General features: G+C 42.6%; 22 protein-coding genes, 1 tRNA gene, 2 pseudogenes and 1 riboswitch. Of the genes and pseudogenes, 19 read left to right on the top strand and 6 right to left on the bottom strand.

The features are described 5' to 3' along the window. The first annotated feature begins 146 nt into the window (after positions 1–146). Positions 147–515, top strand: a complete 369-nt coding sequence (locus tag B3S93_RS00550) for a sirohydrochlorin chelatase (protein ID WP_292356379.1) — start codon at positions 147–149, stop codon at positions 513–515. A 50-nt stretch (positions 516–565) separates the two neighbouring features. Here the strand turns inward: B3S93_RS00550 and B3S93_RS00545 are convergent, their stop codons facing one another. Continuing rightward, entirely contained in the window at positions 566–784 is a 219-nt protein-coding gene (locus B3S93_RS00545) for a hypothetical protein (protein WP_292356377.1), read from the bottom strand. Positions 785–1,441: 657 nt separating this feature from the next. Here B3S93_RS00545 and B3S93_RS00540 point away from each other — a divergent pair. The 5 genes from B3S93_RS00540 to B3S93_RS00520 all read left to right on the top strand — a co-directional run bounded on the left by B3S93_RS00540 (position 1,442) and on the right by B3S93_RS00520 (position 5,507). Further along, positions 1,442–1,798, top strand: a complete 357-nt coding sequence (locus B3S93_RS00540; protein ID WP_292356376.1) for a hypothetical protein — start codon at positions 1,442–1,444, stop codon at positions 1,796–1,798. A gap of 224 nt (positions 1,799–2,022) precedes the next feature. Then, on the top strand, positions 2,023–2,640 hold the full coding sequence (locus B3S93_RS00535; RefSeq protein ID WP_292401139.1) for a DUF5666 domain-containing protein: 618 nt from the start codon (positions 2,023–2,025) through the stop codon (positions 2,638–2,640). Between the two features lie 226 nt (positions 2,641–2,866). Beyond that, a complete protein-coding gene (locus B3S93_RS00530; protein WP_292401137.1) occupies positions 2,867–3,496 on the top strand; it encodes a hypothetical protein in 630 nt (209 codons plus the stop codon). 265 nt (positions 3,497–3,761) lie between these two features. Then, the gene (locus B3S93_RS00525) at positions 3,762–4,373 is read left to right on the top strand and encodes a hypothetical protein (RefSeq protein WP_292356370.1); all 612 of its coding nucleotides are present in this window, start codon (positions 3,762–3,764) and stop codon (positions 4,371–4,373) included. A gap of 150 nt (positions 4,374–4,523) precedes the next feature. Next, the gene (locus B3S93_RS00520; RefSeq protein WP_292401135.1) at positions 4,524–5,507 is read left to right on the top strand and encodes a hypothetical protein; all 984 of its coding nucleotides are present in this window, start codon (positions 4,524–4,526) and stop codon (positions 5,505–5,507) included. 160 nt (positions 5,508–5,667) lie between these two features. Here B3S93_RS00520 and ilvD read toward each other — a convergent pair whose 3' ends face one another. Next, a complete protein-coding gene (ilvD, locus tag B3S93_RS00515; RefSeq protein ID WP_292401132.1) occupies positions 5,668–7,341 on the bottom strand; it encodes a dihydroxy-acid dehydratase in 1,674 nt (557 codons plus the stop codon). 385 nt (positions 7,342–7,726) lie between these two features. On the opposite strand from ilvD, the gene B3S93_RS00510 reads away from it, so the two are divergent. Both B3S93_RS00510 and B3S93_RS00505 read left to right on the top strand, forming a co-directional pair. Next, positions 7,727–8,746, top strand: coding sequence for a fatty acid desaturase (locus B3S93_RS00510; protein ID WP_292356365.1), 1,020 nt, complete (start codon positions 7,727–7,729; stop codon positions 8,744–8,746). 511 nt (positions 8,747–9,257) lie between these two features. After that, a pseudogene (locus B3S93_RS00505) lies at positions 9,258–10,787 on the top strand (methyl-accepting chemotaxis protein); the annotation flags it as partial. Positions 10,788–11,108: 321 nt separating this feature from the next. Here B3S93_RS00505 and B3S93_RS00500 read toward each other — a convergent pair. Beyond that, on the bottom strand, positions 11,109–11,381 hold the full coding sequence (locus B3S93_RS00500) for a winged helix-turn-helix transcriptional regulator (RefSeq protein ID WP_292401434.1): 273 nt from the start codon (positions 11,379–11,381) through the stop codon (positions 11,109–11,111). Between the two features lie 138 nt (positions 11,382–11,519). On the opposite strand from B3S93_RS00500, the gene B3S93_RS00495 reads away from it, so the two are divergent. The 3 genes from B3S93_RS00495 (at position 11,520) to B3S93_RS00485 (ending at position 13,786) form a co-directional block, all read left to right on the top strand. Further along, positions 11,520–12,530, top strand: a complete 1,011-nt coding sequence (locus B3S93_RS00495; protein ID WP_292401126.1) for a zinc-dependent alcohol dehydrogenase family protein — start codon at positions 11,520–11,522, stop codon at positions 12,528–12,530. Positions 12,531–12,823: 293 nt separating this feature from the next. Further along, positions 12,824–12,910, top strand: a riboswitch (cyclic di-GMP riboswitch). A gap of 16 nt (positions 12,911–12,926) precedes the next feature. After that, on the top strand, positions 12,927–13,577 hold the full coding sequence (locus B3S93_RS00490; protein WP_292401123.1) for a hypothetical protein: 651 nt from the start codon (positions 12,927–12,929) through the stop codon (positions 13,575–13,577). 132 nt (positions 13,578–13,709) lie between these two features. Further along, a tRNA-Arg gene (locus B3S93_RS00485) sits at positions 13,710–13,786 on the top strand. 235 nt (positions 13,787–14,021) lie between these two features. Here the strand turns inward: B3S93_RS00485 and B3S93_RS00480 are convergent. From B3S93_RS00480 to B3S93_RS00470, 3 genes are read right to left on the bottom strand one after another with little or no spacing between them, the layout of a single operon-like run. Then, the gene (locus tag B3S93_RS00480) at positions 14,022–14,645 is read right to left on the bottom strand and encodes a DUF502 domain-containing protein (RefSeq protein ID WP_292356356.1); all 624 of its coding nucleotides are present in this window, start codon (positions 14,643–14,645) and stop codon (positions 14,022–14,024) included. Between the two features lie 34 nt (positions 14,646–14,679). After that, positions 14,680–15,144, bottom strand: coding sequence for a sulfur carrier protein DsrE2 (gene dsrE2 / locus B3S93_RS00475; RefSeq protein ID WP_292401120.1), 465 nt, complete (start codon positions 15,142–15,144; stop codon positions 14,680–14,682). Between the two features lie 4 nt (positions 15,145–15,148). Beyond that, the gene (locus B3S93_RS00470) at positions 15,149–15,382 is read right to left on the bottom strand and encodes a sulfurtransferase TusA family protein (RefSeq protein ID WP_292401117.1); all 234 of its coding nucleotides are present in this window, start codon (positions 15,380–15,382) and stop codon (positions 15,149–15,151) included. Positions 15,383–15,478: 96 nt separating this feature from the next. On the opposite strand from B3S93_RS00470, the gene B3S93_RS00465 reads away from it, so the two are divergent. The 8 genes and pseudogenes from B3S93_RS00465 to B3S93_RS00430 form a co-directional block, all read left to right on the top strand. Continuing rightward, entirely contained in the window at positions 15,479–16,927 is a 1,449-nt protein-coding gene (locus tag B3S93_RS00465; protein ID WP_292356352.1) for a M48 family metalloprotease, read from the top strand. Then, positions 16,924–17,412, top strand: a complete 489-nt coding sequence (locus tag B3S93_RS00460) for a thiosulfate oxidation carrier protein SoxY (protein ID WP_292401115.1) — start codon at positions 16,924–16,926, stop codon at positions 17,410–17,412. Before B3S93_RS00465 ends, B3S93_RS00460 begins: the two co-directional genes overlap by 4 nt. Further along, positions 17,412–17,729, top strand: a complete 318-nt coding sequence (soxZ, locus tag B3S93_RS00455; protein ID WP_292356348.1) for a thiosulfate oxidation carrier complex protein SoxZ — start codon at positions 17,412–17,414, stop codon at positions 17,727–17,729. Before B3S93_RS00460 ends, soxZ begins: the two co-directional genes overlap by 1 nt. Beyond that, on the top strand, positions 17,726–19,441 hold the full coding sequence (locus B3S93_RS00450; protein WP_292401112.1) for a histidine kinase: 1,716 nt from the start codon (positions 17,726–17,728) through the stop codon (positions 19,439–19,441). Before soxZ ends, B3S93_RS00450 begins: the two co-directional genes overlap by 4 nt. Next, a complete protein-coding gene (locus B3S93_RS00445) occupies positions 19,431–20,075 on the top strand; it encodes a response regulator (protein WP_292356344.1) in 645 nt (214 codons plus the stop codon). Before B3S93_RS00450 ends, B3S93_RS00445 begins: the two co-directional genes overlap by 11 nt. A 259-nt stretch (positions 20,076–20,334) precedes the next feature. After that, positions 20,335–21,690 (top strand): sensor histidine kinase, encoded by a 1,356-nt coding sequence (locus tag B3S93_RS00440; RefSeq protein ID WP_292401109.1) that lies wholly within the window; start codon positions 20,335–20,337, stop codon positions 21,688–21,690. Then, positions 21,687–22,331 (top strand): response regulator, encoded by a 645-nt coding sequence (locus tag B3S93_RS00435; protein ID WP_292356340.1) that lies wholly within the window; start codon positions 21,687–21,689, stop codon positions 22,329–22,331. Before B3S93_RS00440 ends, B3S93_RS00435 begins: the two co-directional genes overlap by 4 nt. A 187-nt stretch (positions 22,332–22,518) precedes the next feature. Then, a pseudogene (locus B3S93_RS00430) lies at positions 22,519–22,789 on the top strand (PQQ-dependent dehydrogenase, methanol/ethanol family); the annotation flags it as partial.

The following is a 22,789-nucleotide window of genomic DNA, read 5'->3' as shown; positions in this document are numbered from 1 at the left end:
GCGTTCTTAAATGCTTTTTGATGCTCCTCAACAACGACTGGATAGTGTTTTGAATGACGCTCAATTAATTTCAAAGATAATTAATTCTGGCGAGACCGTTTAAACTTTTCACGCATAATTCACATTCAAAAACGGACTATATGTTGATGAAAGCATTATTACTTATTGCCCATGGCAGTCGACGCCAGCGTTCAAATGATGAAGTTATTGCGCTGGCTGAAAAACTAAAAACGGAATGTGCCGAACATTACGATATCGTGCAAGCCGCATTTCTGGAACTTGCCGATACCTTGATAGCGGATGGGATTGAAAACTGCGTGCGTGATGGCGCCAGCCAGATAACCGTCTTACCTTATTTTCTAAATTCCGGACGTCATGTAACCGAAGACATTCCTCATGATGTAGATGCAGTTCGTGCTGACTTTCCGAATGTAGACATTCAGATTGCTCAACATATTGGTGCATCAACGGCCATGATCGATATGTTAAAAACTGCTGCGGTAAATCGAGTCTGATATTAGCTAACGTAATGAGGATAAAGCCTTGCCTGAGTTATCTATGGCAATCAAGGTTTTAAGAACCTGGAAGCAATAATCATCGAATCTTCAGATCTCTCACGCTCAACCTGCCAGCCTTGAGCCAGAATATAGTCCAATGCCTGCTGATGACTAGCAAACTGCTTATCTAACGTCTGCCGCTCACCATCAATATTCTGATGAATGATAAAAAAAGGTTCGCTTTCAGAACCAGCTCTTTCAATGCGGCATTGTGGAATGGATGACATGTTATCGCTCCAGTACTCGTCATAATTAAAATCAGTGATCACATTAATATTCTATGAGAACCAGTATAGGCTTTCTACAAAACTGGTACATCAGCCTTTCTTGTAAACACAAAAGCCCATTCAAAGGGGGCTTTATGTTAAAGCGGATGGCGATTAGTGAGTGCAAACACACACATCACTTCAAAGCCGCAACGCATAGCTAAATTGTCGGGTTGGGTCCACATGTTAATAATTCTTTAGGTGAAAAAAGTGATTATTACACTACGCATCCTACTCTGCGCTCATACTATTCAATAGTGAATCATGCTCTTAGAATCTCGGTATTTTCCTTGTTTATGAGATATTGCATAGGGTCAATTAATAAAAGTCGTTTGTCGTTTTTTGGCTGGTGCTAAAGCATGAATTTTTTTTAATTTCTTTTGAAATAATTACAAAAATGATTAGTAAGGTCATTTTCGATAGTCTGTTTTTATAAAGGAAGGCATCAAACTTATATAAGTAACGTATTGAATTTTAAGTATAAAAGTTTTTAAAAATAAATCTTTATCAGCTTGGTATAGTACTTGCGTTATCTACAGTGAAGTACATTGAAACGTTAAAACGTTTTAATTTGAGCTAATTTATTAGCCGAACTTAGATAAATAAAAGGAGAATGAAATGTTTAAAAAACTATTTCTTTCAACTGCAGTTGTCACTGCGTTTGCTGCGACCCCTGTTTTAGCAGGTAATCAAAATGATACTAACCCGAATGATCCTGAATGGGAGAGAAAGGGCGACCGAGTCGTCAATACTAATCGGGATCAGAATGGAACCAATCAAAAAAATAATGATAAACGCAACAAACAAGATGGAACCACCAAAAATTATGATGATGTCAGTCATGGTGATAAAAAGGTGACCCCTGATCGCAAAGCGTATGACAAAGAAAACCACAATAAAGATAGTATTAAAAATCAGCAGCACCCTGCACATGAAATGGGTGAAGGGGACGAAACTCCCTATGAAGGTCAGTGATTCAAATCTGACCTTGTTCAAATTAAGAGACAATCTTTCAGAAAAATAAGATTAAGCCCAAGGATTACGATTTATCGATTTTCCCTTATTTCAAAGGAATTTCGATATTTATAACGCCTTAAAAGTGCGCTGCAATGGCGAACATGGTTAGGCTTATCATTGCCGTTAACAGCGTTACTTTCTATATTTTTGAGTTTTTCTGATGTATATCCTGGAGGTATTCGATGAAAAATATAAATTTCCTAACATTCACAGCTTTTTCTTTATTGGCAACTCCTGTCATCGCAGAAAACCCTTATGCCAAAGACGACAATAGTTGGATCAGTATTAATGGGGAGGTAACTTCTGTTTCGGCGGATGAGTTTGAGCTGGATTATGGTGATGGAACGATTACGGTCGAAATGGATGATGGTGACCGAGATGCTGATGGCTACAAGCTTTTAAGAGGTGATGAAGTCAGAGTTTCAGGACTTATCGAGGATAGCTTCTTTGAAACTACGACTATAGATGCCAGTAGCGTTTACGTAAAAAATATTGATACGTATTTCTATGCCAGTGCTATTGATGATGAATATTATGGTTATGACGTGGTATCGCCGCTAACCACCGATACCTTTGTAGAAGGTACTATCACAAGCGTAAGCGTTGATGATGAACAATTTACTTTAGACACTGGCCTTCAGATGCTGACCGTTGAGGTAGATGAACTTCTTTCCAACCCACTAGATAATGAAGGCTATCAGCAATTAGAAATGGGTGACAGAGTCAGGGTCAACGGTGAGATTGATTATGACTTTTTCCAAGGTCGTGTTTTTGAAGCAGATTACGTCACTAATATTTAATTGACTGCTTCTTGAACAATTAAAAAATACGAAGGTTGGATTGTCATAACAATGTTATGGCCATCCTCTTCGTCATTACCTTATAGCCTTTTCTTAATATTTTTAATTTTAAAAACTATTACCCATCACAGTATTAAATACTGTCGAAAAGAATAGTGTGATTACTTTAAATATTTAAAGCATTTTATATCTTGAAAAACAGAAATTAATTTAAAGGAGTTAGCTTATGAAAGTTTCAAATAAACTAACATTTATTGCGTTTACCTTGTTTTCAGCTTCCGCTTTCGCTCAAAATCCATATGCAAAACCGGACAATAGCTGGATTAGTATTCATGGCACAGTGACCTCCGTATCTGCGGATGAATTTGAGCTTGATTATGGTGATGGACTGATTTCAGTAGAAATGGATGATGGCGATCGTGATGCTGATGGCTACAAGCTGGTTAAAGGTGATGAGGTAAGAGTTTCAGGCACCATTGATGATGACTTCTACAAGCTGACAACGATCGAAGCCGGTAGCGTATATGTCAAAAATATTGATACGTACTTTTATGCCAGTCCGATTAATGAAGAAAACTTTGGCTATGATGTGATTTCACCTAGTGTTAAAGACACGGTTATTAAAGGCACTATTACCAGTGTCGACGTAGGTGGTGATGAGTTTATGCTTGATACCGGTCTTCAGGAATTAACTGTAGAAGTTGATGAGCTAGTCTTGAATCCTCTAGATGACGAGGGATATCGTCAACTAGACGTCGGTGACCGAGTGAGTGTGAACGGTCAAATTGATAACGACTTATTTGAAGGGCGGGTATTCGAAGCCGATTATGTAACCACACTTCAAAGCGCTTCATAACCCCCCTTCCATTACTGGGATTGTCATTATGACAATCCCTTTTTTATATGTAATTTGCAATTTAGTTCATTGTTATTGATCACAGTAGATTCAGAGGCTGAGTAAAAGAATCTCATCGTATATGTAAATTTTGAAAACGATAGAATTTTTCAAAGTCTGCTGAAAGCGAGATATGTCCTTTTTGTGGCGTAAATGATTAAGAGACTAATGAAAAAATTAAGCACTGATTTAAAAAATATTTGAATGAATATCAAGGGGAGATGTTATGAAAAATAGCCACATTACGACTCTCGCAGTCTTTGCTCTATTAAGTGCTTCGGCTGTCGCGGAAAATCCCTACGCAAAAGAAAATAATAGTTGGATCAGTATCAACGGAGAAGTGGATTCTGTTTCTACCGACCAATTTGAGCTTGATTATGGTGAGGGTAATATCACAGTAGTAATGGAGGACGATGACCGGAAAGGTTACCAGCTGAAAAAAGGGGATGAAGTCAGAGTATCAGGTCTTATGGATGATAATTTTTATAACGACTCTGTTATCGAAGCGGGGAGTGTGCACATCAAAAATGCGAATACCTATTTTTATGCTGGAGCAATGGACGAACAAGACGTCGATTTTACCGTCATGTCTCCTATCCTAAGAGATACAGTTATTAAAGGTAATATCACCCACGTCAGCTTAAAAGACGAGGAATTTACCCTTGATACTGGCATACAGATGTTAACGGTAGAAGTGGATGAGATGCTCTCTAATCCATTAGACAATGAAGGATATCTGCAATTAAGCGTGGGAGATCGAGTGAGTGTTAACGGCAAAATCGATAATGACTTATTTGAAGGTCGAGTATTTGAAGCGGTTTCCGTAACAAAGATTTAGTTTTTCAGCCGAAGGTTATTGTCGTTTTACTCAGTCTACCAGGCTAATTTAATAGCCATTCTGCCCATTAAAATCGATAAATATGATGAGGTATAAAGTAACCAATAACTTTTGAATTAATCATGTATTACAAAAATTAAGGAGTGACCGATGACAGACTCTACTCTTCATACTGGACCTTATGTCTCCAACCATTCCACCTTGACAGCCATCATTGCTGGCACGGTGGTGGCACTTGGACTAATGGTAATGTTTACTCTCCTCGGTCTGTCACTAGGCATCGCTAGTCTAGAGGCGATCGGAGATGGGCTGGGGATTGGCGCAGCAATTTATATTGTTGTGACCCAACTAATTTCGCTGGCTGTGGGTGGGTTTGCAGCAGCCCGCTTTATGACAACATTTGATACGAATTCAGCTGCGTTGGCCGGCTTGGCGGTTTGGGCGTTAACCACGCTTACTGTCGCTTATATGGGCCTTAATGCTGGGACATCAGCCATCAGCACGTCATCATCTCTTGTGGCACAAACAGTTGAAACATCAGCCGGTGCCGTAAAAGCGATAACACCGGAAGATATTTCGTTGCCGGACATGTCAGAGATCTCCGGTTCAATTTCAATGGCCGATTTGCCACCTCAGCTTCAGCAAGCTTTGCAGGAAGCTGGCGTGACTCCCTCACAACTTCGTGCTGAGGCACGAGAAGCATTTCGAAATGTGATTAGTCAACAGGAAATGAACCGGGCGCGATCGCTGGTCACCGCCACACTGTCTGATATCGTGGCGCAGCCCCACACATTCTCGGAAGAAATGAACAATTTATTGGATCGGTTAGTGATTGGTGAAAATGCCGTATTCAATGAAGAAGATCTAAACCAAGCCCAAAATACGTTGGAAATGCGACTCGGGATCACACCTGCACAAGCCCAAGAATTAGTAAACGAAGTGCAGGAGCTTTATAACTCAGCTGTGGAAACTTTGCGTCAAACTGTTTCTGAATTACAGGAACAAATAATTGCCGAGGCTAAAGATATTCAGGATGCGGTCGCTGCGGCTGCGTTGTGGCTTTTTATTGCATCTCTTCTCGGTCTTGGAGCGGCAACTGCTGCAGGTGTGTTTGGTCGCCGTTCTGTAGTATAAAATTGTGTCACGTGGACTATTCAAAGATTTGCTGTGCACCAAAATGACTAATGCAAAATAGTTAGTCGGATCCTTCTAACCCACTGCACAAATGTGCAGTGGGTTTTGTTTTTTTAGCGTTTTAGAAATTTCGGTTTATCGTTTTCGAAGATAACGAGACTCATAAATTTTTATCGGTAACTGCCCCTTCAGATGCTGAAGAGACGGTTTTGGCATATTTAGCTAAAACTCCTCGGGTATAGCGGGGTGGAATTGGTTTCCATGCCATACGTCTTTTTTCGATATCGCTGTCGCTCAGATGAAGGGTGATTTCAGCCGTTTCAGCATCAATTGTAATTTGATCACCATTTTCAATCAGTGCAATCGGGCCGCCATCAAAAGCTTCAGGAGTTATGTGTCCGACTACAAAGCCGTGACTTCCACCGGAGAAACGACCATCGGTTATTAAGGCAACATCATTACCAAGACCTTTGCCGATAACGGCTGAAGTAGGGCTAAGCATTTCCCGCATGCCGGGACCGCCTTTCGGGCCCTCATAACGGATAACGATGACATCACCTTTCACCACGGTGCCATTCAAAATATCCTGCTGTGCCTCTTCTTCAGAATGAAACACCCGGGCTTTACCGGTAAAACGTAACCCTTCCTTACCGGTGATTTTAGCGACAGCACCCTCTGGGGCTAAATTACCTTTAAGAATGACCAGATGGCTGTCTTTTTTAATGGGCCGGTCAAATGGGCGGATGATGTCCTGACCGGCAGGATAGGATGCTACATCAGCCAGATTTTCCGCCAGGGTTTTACCTGTTACGGTCAAGCAATCGCCATGTAACAAGCCACGATCCAAAAGCTCTTTCATCAACGGCTGAATTCCCCCGATGGCAATCAGTTCGGACATCATGTATTTGCCGCTGGGGCGCAGGTCAGCCAGTACCGGGACTTGACTGCCGATCCGGGCGAAATCATCTAATGTGAGCTCAACATCCACCGCATGGGCCATCCCCAACATATGTAAAACGGCATTTGTCGAACCTCCCAGCGCAATAAGTGTAGTAATGGCATTTTCGAAGGCCTGGCGGGTCATGATGTCGGTGGGTTTAATGTCGTGTTCGAGCATATACATCACTGCAGCGCCTGCCCGGCGGCAATCCTCTGTTTTGGACAGAGACACAGCTTCTTGTGCCGAACTGTTTGGCAGACTCATACCCAATGCTTCAATTGCTGAAGCCATGGTGTTGGCCGTGTACATACCGCCACATGAACCCGCGCCGGGAATAGCCGTTTTTTCAACTTGCTGCAATTCAGCAGACGTCATATCTCCCCGGGCATGTTGCCCAACTGCCTCAAATACAGAAACAATATCGGTATGACCAGCACCGGGTTGTATCGTACCACCATAGACAAATACTGCCGGTCGATTGAGGCGAGCAAGGCCAATCAGACAGCCCGGCATGTTTTTATCGCAACCGCCAATTGCGATCAGTCCATCAAATCCCTGGCAGCCAGCGACGGCTTCGATCGAATCAGCAATAACTTCACGGGAAACCAATGAATATTTCATGCCAATAGTGCCATTAGCAATGCCATCAGAAATGGTAATGGTGTTGAATATAACCCCTTTACCGCCTGCTTCGTCCGCTCCCTGGCAGGCTAAATCGGCCAGTTGATTAATGTGCATATTACAGGGCGTGACCATGCTCCAGGTGGAGGCGATACCTATCTGTGGTTTTTTGAAGTCCGCATCATTGAAACCCACGGCACGTAACATCGCTCTGGCAGGAGATTTGCCAGTACCGTCTACCACTATTGATGAATATTTGCGTGTATCTGTCATTGCCTGACCTTTTAAAACGGTTAATAGATAAAACTGACTCTCATCCAATATGAGGAGAGCCCATCACGGAAAATGAAATCCACTTTCATATGATTCAACTTAGCGAAAGACCTTATCAGTTCCTGCTCTAAACAGACAGTTAGAAACTATTCAGATTCACAATGAAGCCATCACTCAACTCCGCATCAAAGCATAGCCAATATTAAGAGAAATGAACTTAGGTTAACAAAAAGGTGGGCGCAAATTACATTGTCAGTGTGCGAAAGCGCACAGACACTTCACCATGAATAAGAGCATGCTGATTCGTGCTTCGAACGTCCAAGCAAGCACCACGCCGAGGCCGCAGCACCCGGTATGTTAAGCCGGACGAGACAGGAACCTGAAAATGAAATCTACAATGAAAAATAACGACATCTCCAGCGAACCGCGCACCATTATGCGGACCTTGAAAGACTATCGCACACCACGTATCGCCCGCAGTATCATTGAACTGCTGGTTACATTGGTCCCTTTTGCTCTTCTCTGGACGCTATCCTGGGCGACACTGAGTGCCGGACACTGGCTTGGTCTTCTGATCACTATTCCTGCCGCGGGATTTCTTGTTAGGTTATTCATGATCAAACATGACTGCAGCCACGGTGCCTTTTTTTCTTCAAAAGGGGCCAATGAATGGGTTGGGCGGATAATCGGCGTGTTGAACCTGACTCCCTTTGACTTCTGGCGTCACACCCACAGGCACCATCATGCGCATTCCGGTAATCTCGATCGTCCGCGTATTGGTGGCATCGATACCCTAACGGTTGAGGAATTTCGAGCTTTGCCTCGCAACAAGCGACAACGTTACCGATTCTATCGTCATCCTTTGGTACTGTTCGCTCTCGGCCCAGCGTACCTATTTCTGCTCGACAATCGACTGCCAGTAGGTTTCATGCGTGCAGGGTGGATGCCATGGCTGAGTACCATGACCACCAATGTGGCGATTCTGGTCATTGTTGCCACGATGATGTGGCTGGTTGGTATCGGCCCCTTCCTCATGGTGCAGTTGCCAATCACGCTGATTGCAGCAACGATAGGCGTCTGGCTCTTCTATGTTCAGCACCAATTCGAGCACACCTACTGGGAGCACGAATCCAACTGGACTTTACAAGAGGCCGCACTGCACGGTAGTTCACACTACGATCTGCCTCGCATTCTGCGCTGGTTCACTGCCAACATCGGGATTCACCATATTCATCACCTCAGCAGTCGAATTCCCTTCTATCGTCTGCCCGAAGTCCTGCGTGATTATCCCGAACTGCGTGAAATGGGTCGCATTACCCTTAGGCAGAGCTTCGCTGCTGTGCGTCTGGTCCTGTGGGACGAGGAGAAGCAGCGACTTGTCAGCTTCAGAGAGGCAAAGGCCTAATCTGACGGGAATACGCTTTGCGCGTAGGGTAGATATGTTAGGTTCGAACTTGCATTTAGGCGTGGTCGGGCTTCGAGTTTATTGGATATTCACCTATCATATTGCTGACACCGAAATATTGCTATAAAGCTTTAACCTAAGCGTTAAAGCCAAATCTAAGGTTTATACTGGATGTGCCCCTGTTATAATTGCTGCCAATTTCCCTATAGCTCAGATGGATAGAGCGTCCCACCTCCTCCAAAAAATATTCCGCGTCATGTCTATGGTGCCGTTATGCATCGTAAAACTATAAAGTTATTAGGTGCTTAGCGTAAAGTCCAGCTAGGCTGCTTGAATGACTGATCATAGTTCAACAACACACTTAATTTCCTGCGCTAACAAAAACTCAGAAAACGAACGCAATGAAATACAAACTTTTGAATACATGTATGTGTCTGTCACTTGGTTGTGTGATCTAATTGCGTGTAACCAACGTTAATAGGATACGATTAATCTTTAAGTAGGAGCCATTATGTGGTTTAGTTCGAAAGTAAATCGAAAAGAGTTGGCAGAACAATTAGTTATCACACATCAAACAGCAGCTGTTGTGGTTGATAGTGATCGTAATCTTATCTCTTCCAATCCGGCATTTAGCGAAATAGGCCGTAAACTTAACGGTTTAGACCGCAATGGTGTCTTAAAGTCCTTGATTGATCATTATGATAAAGCTAATAAAACCATTGCTTTTGATGATTTTCATCTACGCCAGCATATTTTCTCGTTGACAATTAAAGGTCTCGAGTCTTGCTCACTTTATCTTTTTGAACCTTTACCTGAGAAACTCTTAGGTGAACAAGCTTGGCAACAACTATTAGCTTTTAGTGAAAATATTTATGCTGTTTTTGATAATCACAATAATTTAGTCACATCCAATATAGATTCGGTTGATGCTGATGAGATGTATTCTGTTTTCGATAGTCCGCAATTGTTGAAGGCTCTGCAAAACGCCATCAAGATTACAGATCGAAAACTTCGCTTATCTGAGAATGATGATTTTTATTATCAAGTAACCCACTCCACTCTTGATTCTGATAGCGGCCCGTTATCAGCTTTCTTATTATCTAAACAAACGCAACTTGCAGACTACAAGCAGTTCGAAATGTTATCCAAAGTAGTAAGTAACACAAGTACAAGTGTATTGATCACTGATAAAAATGGGTTTGTCGAATATGTTAATCCCGGTTTTGAAAAGCTTTCAGGATTAACACTTGCAGAAGTAAAAGGTAAAAAGCCTGGAGTTTTATTACAGCGTGAACAAACTGATACAGACACAATTAAGCGGATTTCTCAAAAACTTAAAGCACGAGAGCCGTTTTATGAAGAGATCTTAAACTTTACCAAAGAGGGTGTGCCCTATTGGATTGTGTTATCAGTGAACCCAATTTTCAATGAAAAGGGGGAACATACTGGGTTTGTTGGCGTGAGTTCTGATGTCCGTGAAATTAAACGTCTGGTCTTAGAGCAAATCAACCAAAAAGATGCTATTAGCAGTCATTCGGCGGTGATGGAGTTTAATCAAAGTGGGCAGTTCATTTCAGCTAATCAGTTTACTTATGAACAATTAAACATTGTCGACGAAGTGCAAATGCAGTCATTACTGGGAAATTTGAAAGATCATTTGGACGAGCCTCGCAAACAATTGATCGAAAAAGGTGAACCCACCGCGGTGATGATTAAACTGGCTCATCAAGGTGGTGAAGTAATTTTAGAGTGCATAATCTCAGCAATAACAGATTTAAACGGCAATATTTCTAAGTACATTGTGTTTGGTAGCAATGTCTCTTCTCGAAATAAGCTGGTGGCTGAAACTCATCTTTCTATGTCGAATGTGTTAAGTAAAATTCAAGCCACAGTAAAGACAATAAATGCAGTAGCCGATCAAACTAATCTGTTAGCGCTTAATGCAGCTATTGAGGCAGCAAGAGCTGGTGAAGCTGGACGAGGATTTGCGGTAGTGGCGGATGAAGTGCGCAACCTTTCGAAAAAATCGAATGAAGCAGCGGTTCAAATTGGTCAACTGATTAACGAAACTCAGTCGCATGTTGACGAGCTGGCTTCTTTTTTAAGTGAGTAATGTTTCTATACCGAAGAATATTGGTAGCGTCAGCGCAAAGTTTATTCATTCTCAGCTCAAATGCTTGTCCGACCCGTTAAGCAGGTGATCAAACACTCTAACGCTAGTGCAAATGACGTTTCAATTCAGATTAGGAAATCTCAAAAGCTATACCTAAATCCCTAATACTAATAGTTGAAACCCTGACGATTATAATTGCCGACAATGACCCTTTAGCTCAGATGGATAGAGTGTACTCAAGCCGATTAGCTAAAGATCATTTTCAAGGGTCCAGTTTTTTAGTTCTTCAAGTATTGTCAGGGCATTCAATCCTCTAGCCGCAATTTTGTATTGGACCGCGACAGGTTTGTTTGAGATCACATCTCTGGTGATCAGTTTATTTTCTTCCATTGCCTTCAACCTCTCTGCCAGGACTTTTTTACTGGCCCCGGCAAGTTGTCTCGCAATTTCATTAAAACGCATGGGCTGATCTTTCAGGTGCCACAAAATGGAGCCTGTCCATTTATTACCGATAATTCTCATTCCCCTCTCAACTGGGCAGGGTTTATAACAAGTCTGGTCGTTTTCTCTCATAGTTATTTGTAGGTTACAAAAAGTTAACTGGTTGACTATTGTAACCTGAATGTTAGTTTGTATGTTTAGACAAACTAGAGAGCAGACATGAAAGGTAAATCAATTTTCGTCGAAGCGGGTGGTGGCTTTGATAAAGTTAGCGTAGAAGAAACAGAAACAATCTCGCCAGGTGACAGCGAAATTCTGGTCAGACTTCATGCTAACTCGCTTAATTATCACGATTATGCGGTCGTCAAGGGGCTCTGGCCTGCATCAGAGAAAAGAATACCTATGGCTGATGGTGCCGGTGAAGTAATAGAGGTGGGGCCAAACGTGACCGAATTTAAGGTCGGTGATAGCGTTGTGAGTACGTTTTTCCCTTCTTGGTTAAGCGGTGAACCAGTCGTTGATGGTTTCTCAACTGTTCCTGGCGATGGAGTAGATGGTTACGCAAGAGAATATGTCACGGCAAAGGCTGAAGCTTTCACCAAGTCACCCTCAGGTTGGTCTCATACAGAATCTGCGACGTTGACTACAGCAGCCTTGACAGCATGGCGGGCTTTGTTCGATTTTAATCAGCTCAAATCAGGTGATACCGTTCTTCTTCAAGGGACTGGTGGTGTATCCATCTTCGCTTTACAGTTTGCCAAAATGGCAGGCGCCAAAGTGATTGCCACTTCATCCAGTGATCAAAAACTCACTAGGTTGAAGGAGCTGGGAGCAGATCATGTGATCAATTATAAAAAAGAACCTAACTGGGGCTTTTTAGCCAGAGAACTAAATGATGGAAAAGGTGTTGACCACGTCGTTGAAATTGGTGGTGCTGAAACATTGGAGCAATCTCTAAACGCTGTACGTATCGCTGGCCAAATTTCGTTAATTGGTATTCTTTCTGGACAGACTTGCGATATAAATATTGTGAAGACTTTTGTGAAACAGGTTAGGCTTCAGGGCGTTCTTGTTGGTAGCAGAGTCCATCAGCAGGAGATGATTAAAGCTATCGAGGCTAATCAGCTAAAACCAATTATTGATCGTACTTTTGCTTTAAAGGATATTGTCAAAGCATTTGAGTACCAAGAAACGAATCAGCATTTTGGTAAAATTTGTTTAGAGTTTTAAATGAAATAAAAAAGCCCTTGAGGTGGGGCTTTTTTAATTTATTAGCCTCTCAACCACCGATAGAATGTTTCAGAATTCGTCGGTCTAAAATAGCCCTGTTATAATTACGGCCGATGTCCCTGTAGCTCAGATGGATAGAGCGTTAAACATTTATCTGTCCAAAATGAGAAGGATAGGGCTGGGATTACATTATTAGCTCTAATAATTAACATCAAAGATTTATTAATTAGTACTAAAGTACAATACTTTTTAATAAAATTTAGTGTAAGTTCGAAAGAGTGATCTAATCACGCTATTTATTATGCCAAACTTGGCGTGAGCCTTGGACGGAAAATTACAGCTGTGCTTTTAAGTAAAGGTATCAGGGCTGGGTTGCATACTTTAAGGAGTTCACCGATGAATAAGATGATAGCTACGATAATCTTCTCATTATTTTCTTTATCTGCTTTTGCCGCTACAGTCGACATTGATTTGAGTGGGGCTACCACTTCCACCCTTATTGATGTTGATGGGGCAAGTTTCTCACAAACTTTCACAGGTCAGACTGCATCTGGCTCAGCAATTTCAGGTTCCCCTACAGGGCCATTATCACTAACACCAAGTGGAACAATAAGAGTTGTCTCTTTTGATCCAGGTTGCACAGGTTGTGATTCTGGCAATTCACTTCTTACACCCTCAAGTTTTCAGGGCCCATTGTCGATTTTGTTTGATTTTAATGCCGACAGTTTTTCATGGGTGATGGGAAGCTCTGTTGCAGGATCCAATGTTGCTGCAGATTTATTTTCAAATAGTGGTAGTTTAATCAACACAGTACTAATCAGCATGCTGGAAGGGTACAACAAATACTCTATCTCAGGCTTGGGTGCTTTTGCAGGAATTACTTTTAGAGACAATAACGACCCAGCTGGAGTACGTTACATGGACATGTCTTACAATAGTGTTGTCGGAGTCTCTGAAGTTCCAATCCCTGCCGCCGCTTTCATGTTTGCACCGGCATTACTTGGACTCATGGGATTACGTCGAAGAGCAAAAAATAAAGTCGCTTAACTTTATTTCTTTCAGAAAGCCGTGATGATTAATTTCATCACGGCTTTTTTATTTGTATAACTGCCGTTCAACCACCGATTGGTTTGTTTCGAAGTGAAGCCGATCAGCTTGACTGATATAATTGCGGCCGATGTCCCTGTAGCTCAGATGGATAGAGCGTCCCCCTCCTAAGGGGAAGGCCACAGGTTCGACTCCTGTCAGGGACACCAATAATAATCAATAGATTATTTTTGACTGGAAATGAATAATAGCGGGATAGTCATTCGCATACTCCCCATCAACTTTTAGAACCTTCATTTTTTCTGTAACAAATTTATCGATTTGTATTAGGTTTACCAGATTCAGAAAGTTGAGGTTGGGAAAGGAATAAATATCCCACTGGATAATGGATATGGCGCAACTAAGAAACTAATGACAATTCTTTGCCAGTTGCCTTGTGAAAAATTATTTTTCAACAATGATTTTTGGTTGATGGCTTTCTGTTTCACTATCTGAAAGTCCTGCGGTCAGGATCCAGCGCATAGTGTCTTCATTCGACATTTCCAAAGACCGAACCTGATCTCGTGAAACGCAAATTGTATAGCCACCAACTTGATAGCTCATTGGCAGGTATATGGCGACCAGATTATTTTCCTGATCCTCCATGCCTAAAACATGGCTAACGTTATCCTTCACCAGAAAGCCAATCAGCTGAACCCCACCGATGGTGACAGCAACAGCATTGCTGAGACTTTCCTGCTGTTTCTCGCGAGAGAAAAAACGCGTGAAATCTCGTAATGCACCATGAATCGATTTCACCAGCGGAATGCGATCCAGAATGGATTCACCCATATCAAACAGTCGTTTGACCAGCCAGGCATTAACGGCAATGCCAATCACAAAAATCAACCCTATAGCTGCTAATAACCCAAGCCCTGGCCAGTAAAAATCATAGGGTAAAATGGCAATCATTATCGGGCGTAATGCACGCTCTGCAGTAACAGCCAACCAATAAATAAGATAAAGCGTCAGGGTGACGGGTAACGCTGTCGCTAAACCTTTTAAAAAAGTCTTCCAGACAAATTGCATAAAGCTGTTCCTATTCCAAACCGAATACGGTTATTCAGATGTATAAAGTTATATCGGCTTCGCTGGCAAATTCCAGAAAGGTGGCTGCGCCTCCATGACTGATTCCATCGATAAAATCTGAATTTTTAAAATCAAACAAATCGACAGTCATCTGGCAGGCAATTAATTCAACATCTGACTTCAGACAAATCTCACGTAATTCAGCAACACTGGCAACACCTTTCTTTTTCAGTTTGCGTTGCATCATCCAGGTAGCAAAGGCTTCAAGCCCTGGAATAATTTGCACGATACTGGGGACCGGAACAGGCATGGGCATAGCAGGGTTGCCTAAAGGAGAGACTTTAAGAGACATATCTTTCTTAAGCAATTGCAAACCGTAAAAGGTAAAAAATATTTTGGCTTCAAACCCTAGCGCCGCTGCTGTGGAGGCCAGTAAAAATGGTGGATATGCACCATCTAAAGTACCTTTACTTGCAATTATGGCGAGTTTTTTGGCCATGCAGTCATGCCCCTTTTTCGATGATGAAATACAGTTTTCCTTCGACTTCTTCGCTACTAAGCAGCGGATTACCAGTCATTTTGCAGAAGGCCGGAATATCTTTTAGCGCGCCAGTATCGGTACATATGAGTCGCAGTCGCTGAGAGGCTGACATTTCATTGAGCATCTTACGCGCTTTAAGCACTGGAAGTGGACAGTTTAAACCTGATGTATCAATTTCTGTATCAAAATCTGACATACTGATTTCCTTTAAAATATCCGTTCACATGATAAACGCAAGCGGCGTTTTTGTCTTTGCGGAACCGGTCTTAATGAGCCAAGGTCTATAGGCGTTATGAAATATCTTATCGCTACAGTTATATTTTTGATGAGCAATCAAGGCATTGCCCAGGCAAACCTGGATATTGCGTTGCCAGAAATGGGGGACAGTGCGGGTGCTCTGGTTTCGCCTGTGGAAGAGTATCAGGTCGGCCAGTCTTTTTACTGGAGCCTGCAGCAATCAGTGACCCTGGTTGATGACCCGGAAGTGAATAGTTATATCAACTCACTTGGACATCGTCTGGTGACCAATAGTGATGATCCCGGTCGTTCTTTCACTTTTTTTGTGGTACCTGACAATTCTGTTAACGCTTTTGCCGCGCCAGGCGGTTTTATTGGCATTCATACCGGACTGATGCTGACAAGCGAAGCAGAAAGTGAGCTGGCATCGGTCATGGCGCATGAGATAGCGCACGTTACCCAACGGCATATTCTGCGTAATTTCGAACGTTCTAAACGCATGAGTATTCCGATGACCGCTGCGATGATTGCTGCGGCTTTATTGGGGGTGGCTGACCCGAGTGCAGGTTCGGCTGCTATCATGGCGGTACAGGCTGGGAATGTGCAAATGCAACTGGATTACAGTCGGGCACATGAAGCTGAAGCCGATAATTTGGGCATGCAAACTCTGGTAAATGCAGGCTTTGACCCAAATGCGATGCCACGTTTTTTTGAGCGGTTGCAGATTGCAGGTCGCTTCTACGGTGGCGACCAGATTCCGGAATTTCTCAGAACTCACCCAATCACCGTGTCCCGTATTGCAGATGCCCGTGGACGTGCTGCCAATCTTGAACCACGGCCCCAGATAAGAGATACCAAAAAGTTTTATCTGATGCGTGAAAAAGTGCGTGTTATGACATCTGCAAATCTGCGTGAATTGATCAAAACCTATGAAGATAAGCTGAAAGAAAATACAACAGAAGATCAGTCTGTCACTCGATATGGTTATGCCCTGGCATTATTGAAAAATAGCAACTATACCCAGGCTCGTGATGAAATTAATGACTTAATCGATTTGGATGATAATCAGTTAAGCTATCATCTGGTGCTGGCGGATATCGAAATTGCGTTGGGAAGAATGGATGCTGCACTGGCAATTTATAATGATTTTCAGCGGGTTTATCCGGATGATTGGGCGCTTTCTATCAAGCAAGTTCAAGCCTTGTTGAGAGCCAATGAACCGCGTAAAGCGATTACTATTTTGCAACGTCAATTAGATGTCGGTGAATCTTCTGCGGATTTATACAGATTATTGGCCAAAGCTTATGGTGATATGGGACAGAAAAGTAAATCTCATGTCTGGCTGGCTGAGCATTATCATAGTTCTGGTCAATTGATGCAGGCTGCAGATCAGCTCAGAATTGCAGCAGACTATGCCCGAGGTGATGAATTTGAACTCGCTAAAATCAGCTCACGTTTGAGACAGGTTGAAACGGATATCGCAATGATGGAAGAAATTCGATGAAAGATAATTTAGATGAATATCGTCGAAAATTACTAAAGCAATCCATCTCTGCTTCAACGCTGGCTTTGGTAGCGGCTAGTGGTTTAATGGCTCCAAGAATTCTATTAGCACATTGGCCTCAGGATGCTTTCAATGCAGAAACATTGGAAGATGCGATATTAACGTTTCTGGGAGAGGCAGAAGAGGTTAATGAAGAAGCCATTCAATTCACGATTGGTTCTCCTCCTACCTATGCTGTGAATGGAGCCAGTGTTCCGGTTGAAATCAGCAGCAGTCTTGAAAATATTCAGCGAGTGGCATTATTGGTGGAGAAAAACCCTTTTCCTCTGGCAATGGCCCTTGAACCCACTTCTGTAGTCAGCTTTCCCTTTAAAACAATGCTTAAAGTCGCCGAAGATTCGGAGATAATTGCCATGGTCAGGGCGGATGGTAAGCTTTACCGAACCAGTCGTTATGTGGAAATTGATATTGGTGGGTGTGCCTGATGACAACAAATTCCAGAGATAGAATACGGGCCAAATTGCTAGAGGGTAATACGCTAATCAGAATTTTACTGTCCCATCCAATGCATACAGGGCGGGGTAAAAACGAGCAGGAAGAGCTGATTCCGGCTGAATTCATTCAGGACATTCGCTGCTGGCGTAACCAGGAAGAAGTGTTAACGGTGAAATGTGGTACGGCAACTTCACGTAATCCTTACTTTGCCTTTCAACTCAAAGGAGGGGAAATCGGAGATACGATCAGTCTTCGCTGGGTGGATAATCTTGGTGGCAAGGGAACAACGGAAACCAAAGTGGTATGAGCCTGAAACTTCGCGCCAATTTATTTTTTGCCATCTTGCTACTGTTATCCATGCTGGGCAGTGCCGTAATTCTTATAACCAACGCTAAACGTTCTGTTGAAGCAGAAGTTATCTCAACCATGGATGCAACAGCACACATTATCACCGTCACGCTGGCGGGCGGTACGCTTACTCGAAATACCAGTGTCAGTGAGCACATGCATGAATTAGTGCGTGCATTAAGTGAAATTCGCAGTCTGCATATTTTGTTGTTTGATCGCCAGGGACTGCTTTTTGAAGGCACACCGGAAAAAGAGTTGTCAGTCCAGCCTCCTGCCTGGTTTGTAAAGTTATTGTTCCCAGATCTTACGCCACTTTCCAAACGTTTTGGTACCGGCCATATGGTTATCTATCCTGCACCCATGCAGGAAATCAGTGAACGCTGGCAGGATATTCGAGCCATTATGGCGCTGGGTATGATTATTTTTGTGGTGGTTGCCTTTTTCATTTATTGGGGTGTGGGCTGGGTAATCAGACCATTACAACGATTGTTGGATGCATTGGCTGGGTTTGAGCGCGGTGATCTGCACATGCGATTACCCCGTTTTTCGCTGAAAGAAATGGATCAGATTAGCCAAAACTTTAATCGGGTCGGCGATGCTTTGGAACAAAGTACAAACGAAAATCGCCGCTTAGCGATGCTGGTGAAACAATCCGGTGATGCGATACTTTCCTTGGATCATGCCGGTTACATCACTTTTTGTAATGCCGCAGCCGAAAGGCTATTTGCTGATGTACCAAATTTATTGGGTGAATCATTGGCCTCCATGCCCTTTCAGCAAGATCGAAACAGTATTATTGCTGTTTTTAATGGCTTTCAATCAGTGGAAAACCTGGAAACGACACTTAAGCGGCGTGATGGTGAACAGCTTTCACTATTAATATCGACCGTACCATTAACCGAAAATGATGGTTGTGTCGCCGGTATGATTTGTACATTGCGTGATATTACGGAGCATAAACAGGCTGAAAAAGCCCGTGCCCAACTTTATGAAACTCGGCTATTAACCAAGCACATGGATCAGGTGCAGGAAGCTGAACGACGGCATTTAGCCCGTGAACTGCATGACGAACTGGGACAATGTTTGACGGCAATTAAAACCGATGCGGTATTAATTCGTAACCGCTCGGAAGAAACAGATAGGAAAATTTATCAAAGTGCCCAGGCAATTATAGATACCGCCAGTCATATATATGATGTGGTTCATAACATGATAACGCGTCTGCGGCCGAGTCCGTTGGATGATCTAGGGCTGGTGGCTACCTTGCAGGAGAGCATCAGCAAATGGCAACAGCGTCAGCCCGAGATTGCCTTTAATCTAATTACTGAAGGCCAGTTAAATGGCTTTGATGAAGCAACAAATATGACGGTGTTCCGTGTCGTGCAGGAAGCATTGACTAATGCCGTTCGGCACGCTGACGCAGAAAATATTATGGTGAAAGTCATACGCGATAAAACCGAAAATTCAGATCAGTTAAAGATTAATATTCGCGATGATGGAAAAGGCATGGTCGTCAATGATTTTCATTCTGACGTCGATTTTGGCTTGCTAGGCATGCGGGAAAGAGCGCAAAGTCTGGGAGGAAGTTTTGATTTGGAAAGTCAGTTAGGTGCAGGAGTCAACCTGACTATTACCATACCACTGGGGGTAAACGTTCACCATGAGTCTTAATAAAATAACGGTTTTATTGGTTGATGATCATGAATTGGTTCGCGCAGGTTTTCGTCGTTTACTTGAAGATGGTGACAAATTTGACGTAGTAGCTGAAGCGGGTTCCGGGGAACAGGCGGTTCAGGATTTTGCCAAATATCACCCGAATGTGGTGGTAATGGATATTTCCATGCCGGGCATTGGCGGTGTCGGTGCAATTGAACGGATTATTGCCCGTGAACCTTCAGCCAAAATTCTGGTGCTTAGCGTACATGAAGATAGTGTATTTACCACTCGTGCCATGCAGGCCGGTGCATTAGGATTTATCCCTAAACGCAGCGCGCCTGAAGCCATGTTAAAAGCTGTTGAAATGGTTTCTATGGGTAGAACCTGTATTGCTCCAGAAATTGCTCAACAACTGGCAATGCAAAAGTTAACCGGATCAGAAAATCCTCTGGATGTTCTCAGCCAGCGCGAGTTCGAGGTCTTTCGCCTATTAGCCGAAGGTAAGACTGTTAACGAAATTGCCGATATTTTGAATCTAAGCCCTAAAACAGTGGGAACTCACCACACCAATATTAAACAAAAACTCAATGTTTCAAACTCTGCCGAATTAGCCAGACTGGCTATTCGTAGTGGGTTGCTGGAAGCCTGACTGACCGCATTCATTAGGCTTATTGCTCACCAATCTGCTGTTGATGAAATAGCGTCTGGATGCTTAATATACCAATTCAGACAATGCGTTATGAGTTCTCTGTCACATCAATAATGAGTTTTAGGCTGCAGTTCGTTGCCCGCATACTATAATCTTATGGTCTGATGATCTTTCATAGCCTCCAGCAGTGATGGCTCTGAATGATCAACAGAATATTTTCTGTGGTTTTAACGAAGCATTATTATATGGACTTTAGCTTGTGAACCTGATTCTCCAGGTGAATCTCATCATTGTGATGGTATTTGTCATAATGTGCAGTATTGGTGTCAAAAGTACACTTGATGACCTTCGCCTGAGAGTTGACCATGAACTTGAAGTGTCCAATGAGGTTGCAAAATATGCAATAGAGGCACAACTTGCCCGTTTGGAAGCGGACTTATCACAGGAAAACATTCCAATCTCACAATGGACTTCACGCTTTCATTTGGAAGATCTCAAACAATTACATCACGTCGATATTGAATTAATCGCAAGTGATGGCGAATTACTTGATTCAAACCACCCCCTCACCAGTAATTTACTAACCGGCTTACCTTTATGGCTGGAAAACAGCCTGAAAGATTATCTTGGGCATACTGAAATCATCACGACGCCGATTATGTTTGCCAAGCAGCATATCGGGGATATTGTTATTCGGCCTAATTTCAGTGCCGAATGGGATGATATTAGAACCTATATCAGGAAGTCATTAATGCCATTAATTCTGACTTTTTTGGTTGGAAGTGTACTCATTGCAATAATTGCTTCGATAATCCTATTGCCTGTTTCAGAAATGTTGCCTAAGAAAAATAAACAGGCACAACCGTCACGAAGACCATTTGCTTTGCTTCGATTAAATCAATTATTAGGCGTTAATAAGCAACTGAAACTTTTAAAACAACGTTATCTGGATACCGATCAAAAAATTGATGTGTTGAATCAACAGTTAATCACAATTCAAGAAGCTGAACGAAAGCGGTTATCGGCTGAATTACATGATGAGATAGGCCAACATTTGACTGCTATCCAATTCGATTTAAATACGATTAAACACTCTGCTTCTCTGGATGAAGCAAAAAACAGTGCAGCAGCCATTGATTCCGTTCACCGTCGGATGACAACTATTGTTCGTTCGATGTTGCAACGTTTACGGCCACCGGAATTAACGGCTTTAGGGATACATGGTGCTATTTCAGAGTTATTTAATGATTGGGTGATTCGCCATCCACAGCATCATGCGAAACTCAGTATAGAAGGGAATTTCAATGAGCTTGATGAAACCCGGCAATTGACCATATATCGTATTGTTCAGGAATGTTTAACCAATATTAGTCGTCACGCCGGAGCTGAAAATGTTGAAGTAAAAGTCAGTTTAAGTTGCAATAACGATTTAATAGATATAAGTGTAAATGATAACGGAAACGGTTATCATCCGAATAGTTCGAATAAAGGTTATGGTTTAACTGGAATGCGAGAACGAGTAGAAGCGTTGTCAGGAAGTTTTCATATTACGTCAGCACATGGTGATGGATTTACGCTTTCTGCGACTTTTCCAACCCAAGGTAATGCTGAATGAAGAACGAGATCCGAGTTTTACTGGCAGATGATCACGAAGTAGTTAGGTCTGGCCTTGCAAGAATGCTTGAGCGTAATGATGATATGCACATTGTTGGTGAAGCAACCAGCGGTGAACAGGCCTATCAAATGTACACGGAACTTGATCCTGATATCCTTATTATGGATATGAGCATGCCGGGAATTGGTGGTTTGGAAGCGCTTAGACGTATTCTGGTGCGTTATACCAAAGCAAAAGTGATAATGTTTTCCATGCATGAAAACGTTACATTGGCGGTTCAGTCGATGAGTGCTGGAGCTGCAGCTTATTTAGCCAAATCGGGTGACTCTGAGGATATCGTTAAAGCAATTCGCCAGGTGATGGATGGGAAAAGTTACCTAAGTTCAGAAATGGCACAACGTATTGCGCTGCAAAGTGTTTCCGGTTCAGAAGACCCGATACAGCGTTTGACAGTAAGAGAATTTGAAGTATTCCGGTTACTGGCGGAGGGCCATGCATTGGAATATATTGCGGAAACGTTGAATTTAGGTCAGAAAACTGTCGCGAATTATCAAACGATGCTAAAACAGAAGCTCGGATTTCATTCATCTGTAGAGTTAGTGCGGCTTGCAATCAAGTATAACGTCATAAAAAGTCATTAAATTTTCAGTCCTCTACAGGCACTAAACTGAGGAATAATGGGAAGAACTTCCCTGTTCGGGAAAAAATCCCGATATCAGAGTGACTGCTTCCTAATGATTCTCAGGCAAAATCGGCATAAAGTCACAACCTCATGAAAGAACAGCGACGCTGACATCATGAACGATAAAAACTATAGAGGACAACTTTATGAAGCTGAAAACATTATCAATCGCAATGATGGGTTTAGTAGCACCAGGTCTGGTCGCTGCTGATGAACTCATCGATATGCAGAAAAATGCTAATAACTGGGTTATGCCAGCAGGTAACTATGCTAACCAACGTTACAGCGAACTGACTCAAATCACTAAAGACAACGTCAAAGATTTGAACATGGCTTGGTCTTTCTCAACAGGTGTTTTACGTGGCCACGAAGGTAATGCTTTGGTCATGGACGGCACTATGTACGTTCATACAGCGT

The organism is Methylophaga sp. UBA3613, from assembly GCF_002375415.1.
GTDB lineage: Bacteria > Pseudomonadota > Gammaproteobacteria > Nitrosococcales > Methylophagaceae > Methylophaga.
This window is presented reverse-complemented; position numbering and strand designations above follow the sequence as displayed.

What these genes read in the sequence shown, in the direction of transcription:
- B3S93_RS00550 (WP_292356379.1), top strand. Translation starts at nt 147, where the DNA reads ATGAAAGCATTATTACTTATTGCCCATGGCAGTCGACGCCAGCGTTCA.
- B3S93_RS00545 (WP_292356377.1), bottom strand. Translation starts at nt 784, where the DNA reads ATGTCATCCATTCCACAATGCCGCATTGAAAGAGCTGGTTCTGAAAGC.
- B3S93_RS00540 (WP_292356376.1), top strand. Translation starts at nt 1,442, where the DNA reads ATGTTTAAAAAACTATTTCTTTCAACTGCAGTTGTCACTGCGTTTGCT.
- B3S93_RS00535 (WP_292401139.1), top strand. Translation starts at nt 2,023, where the DNA reads ATGAAAAATATAAATTTCCTAACATTCACAGCTTTTTCTTTATTGGCA.
- B3S93_RS00530 (WP_292401137.1), top strand. Translation starts at nt 2,867, where the DNA reads ATGAAAGTTTCAAATAAACTAACATTTATTGCGTTTACCTTGTTTTCA.
- B3S93_RS00525 (WP_292356370.1), top strand. Translation starts at nt 3,762, where the DNA reads ATGAAAAATAGCCACATTACGACTCTCGCAGTCTTTGCTCTATTAAGT.
- B3S93_RS00520 (WP_292401135.1), top strand. Translation starts at nt 4,524, where the DNA reads ATGACAGACTCTACTCTTCATACTGGACCTTATGTCTCCAACCATTCC.
- ilvD (WP_292401132.1), bottom strand. Translation starts at nt 7,341, where the DNA reads ATGACAGATACACGCAAATATTCATCAATAGTGGTAGACGGTACTGGC.
- B3S93_RS00510 (WP_292356365.1), top strand. Translation starts at nt 7,727, where the DNA reads ATGAAATCTACAATGAAAAATAACGACATCTCCAGCGAACCGCGCACC.
- B3S93_RS00500 (WP_292401434.1), bottom strand. Translation starts at nt 11,381, where the DNA reads ATGAGAATTATCGGTAATAAATGGACAGGCTCCATTTTGTGGCACCTG.
- B3S93_RS00495 (WP_292401126.1), top strand. Translation starts at nt 11,520, where the DNA reads ATGAAAGGTAAATCAATTTTCGTCGAAGCGGGTGGTGGCTTTGATAAA.
- B3S93_RS00490 (WP_292401123.1), top strand. Translation starts at nt 12,927, where the DNA reads ATGAATAAGATGATAGCTACGATAATCTTCTCATTATTTTCTTTATCT.
- B3S93_RS00480 (WP_292356356.1), bottom strand. Translation starts at nt 14,645, where the DNA reads ATGCAATTTGTCTGGAAGACTTTTTTAAAAGGTTTAGCGACAGCGTTA.
- dsrE2 (WP_292401120.1), bottom strand. Translation starts at nt 15,144, where the DNA reads ATGGCCAAAAAACTCGCCATAATTGCAAGTAAAGGTACTTTAGATGGT.
- B3S93_RS00470 (WP_292401117.1), bottom strand. Translation starts at nt 15,382, where the DNA reads ATGTCAGATTTTGATACAGAAATTGATACATCAGGTTTAAACTGTCCA.
- B3S93_RS00465 (WP_292356352.1), top strand. Translation starts at nt 15,479, where the DNA reads ATGAAATATCTTATCGCTACAGTTATATTTTTGATGAGCAATCAAGGC.
- B3S93_RS00460 (WP_292401115.1), top strand. Translation starts at nt 16,924, where the DNA reads ATGAAAGATAATTTAGATGAATATCGTCGAAAATTACTAAAGCAATCC.
- soxZ (WP_292356348.1), top strand. Translation starts at nt 17,412, where the DNA reads ATGACAACAAATTCCAGAGATAGAATACGGGCCAAATTGCTAGAGGGT.
- B3S93_RS00450 (WP_292401112.1), top strand. Translation starts at nt 17,726, where the DNA reads ATGAGCCTGAAACTTCGCGCCAATTTATTTTTTGCCATCTTGCTACTG.
- B3S93_RS00445 (WP_292356344.1), top strand. Translation starts at nt 19,431, where the DNA reads ATGAGTCTTAATAAAATAACGGTTTTATTGGTTGATGATCATGAATTG.
- B3S93_RS00435 (WP_292356340.1), top strand. Translation starts at nt 21,687, where the DNA reads ATGAAGAACGAGATCCGAGTTTTACTGGCAGATGATCACGAAGTAGTT.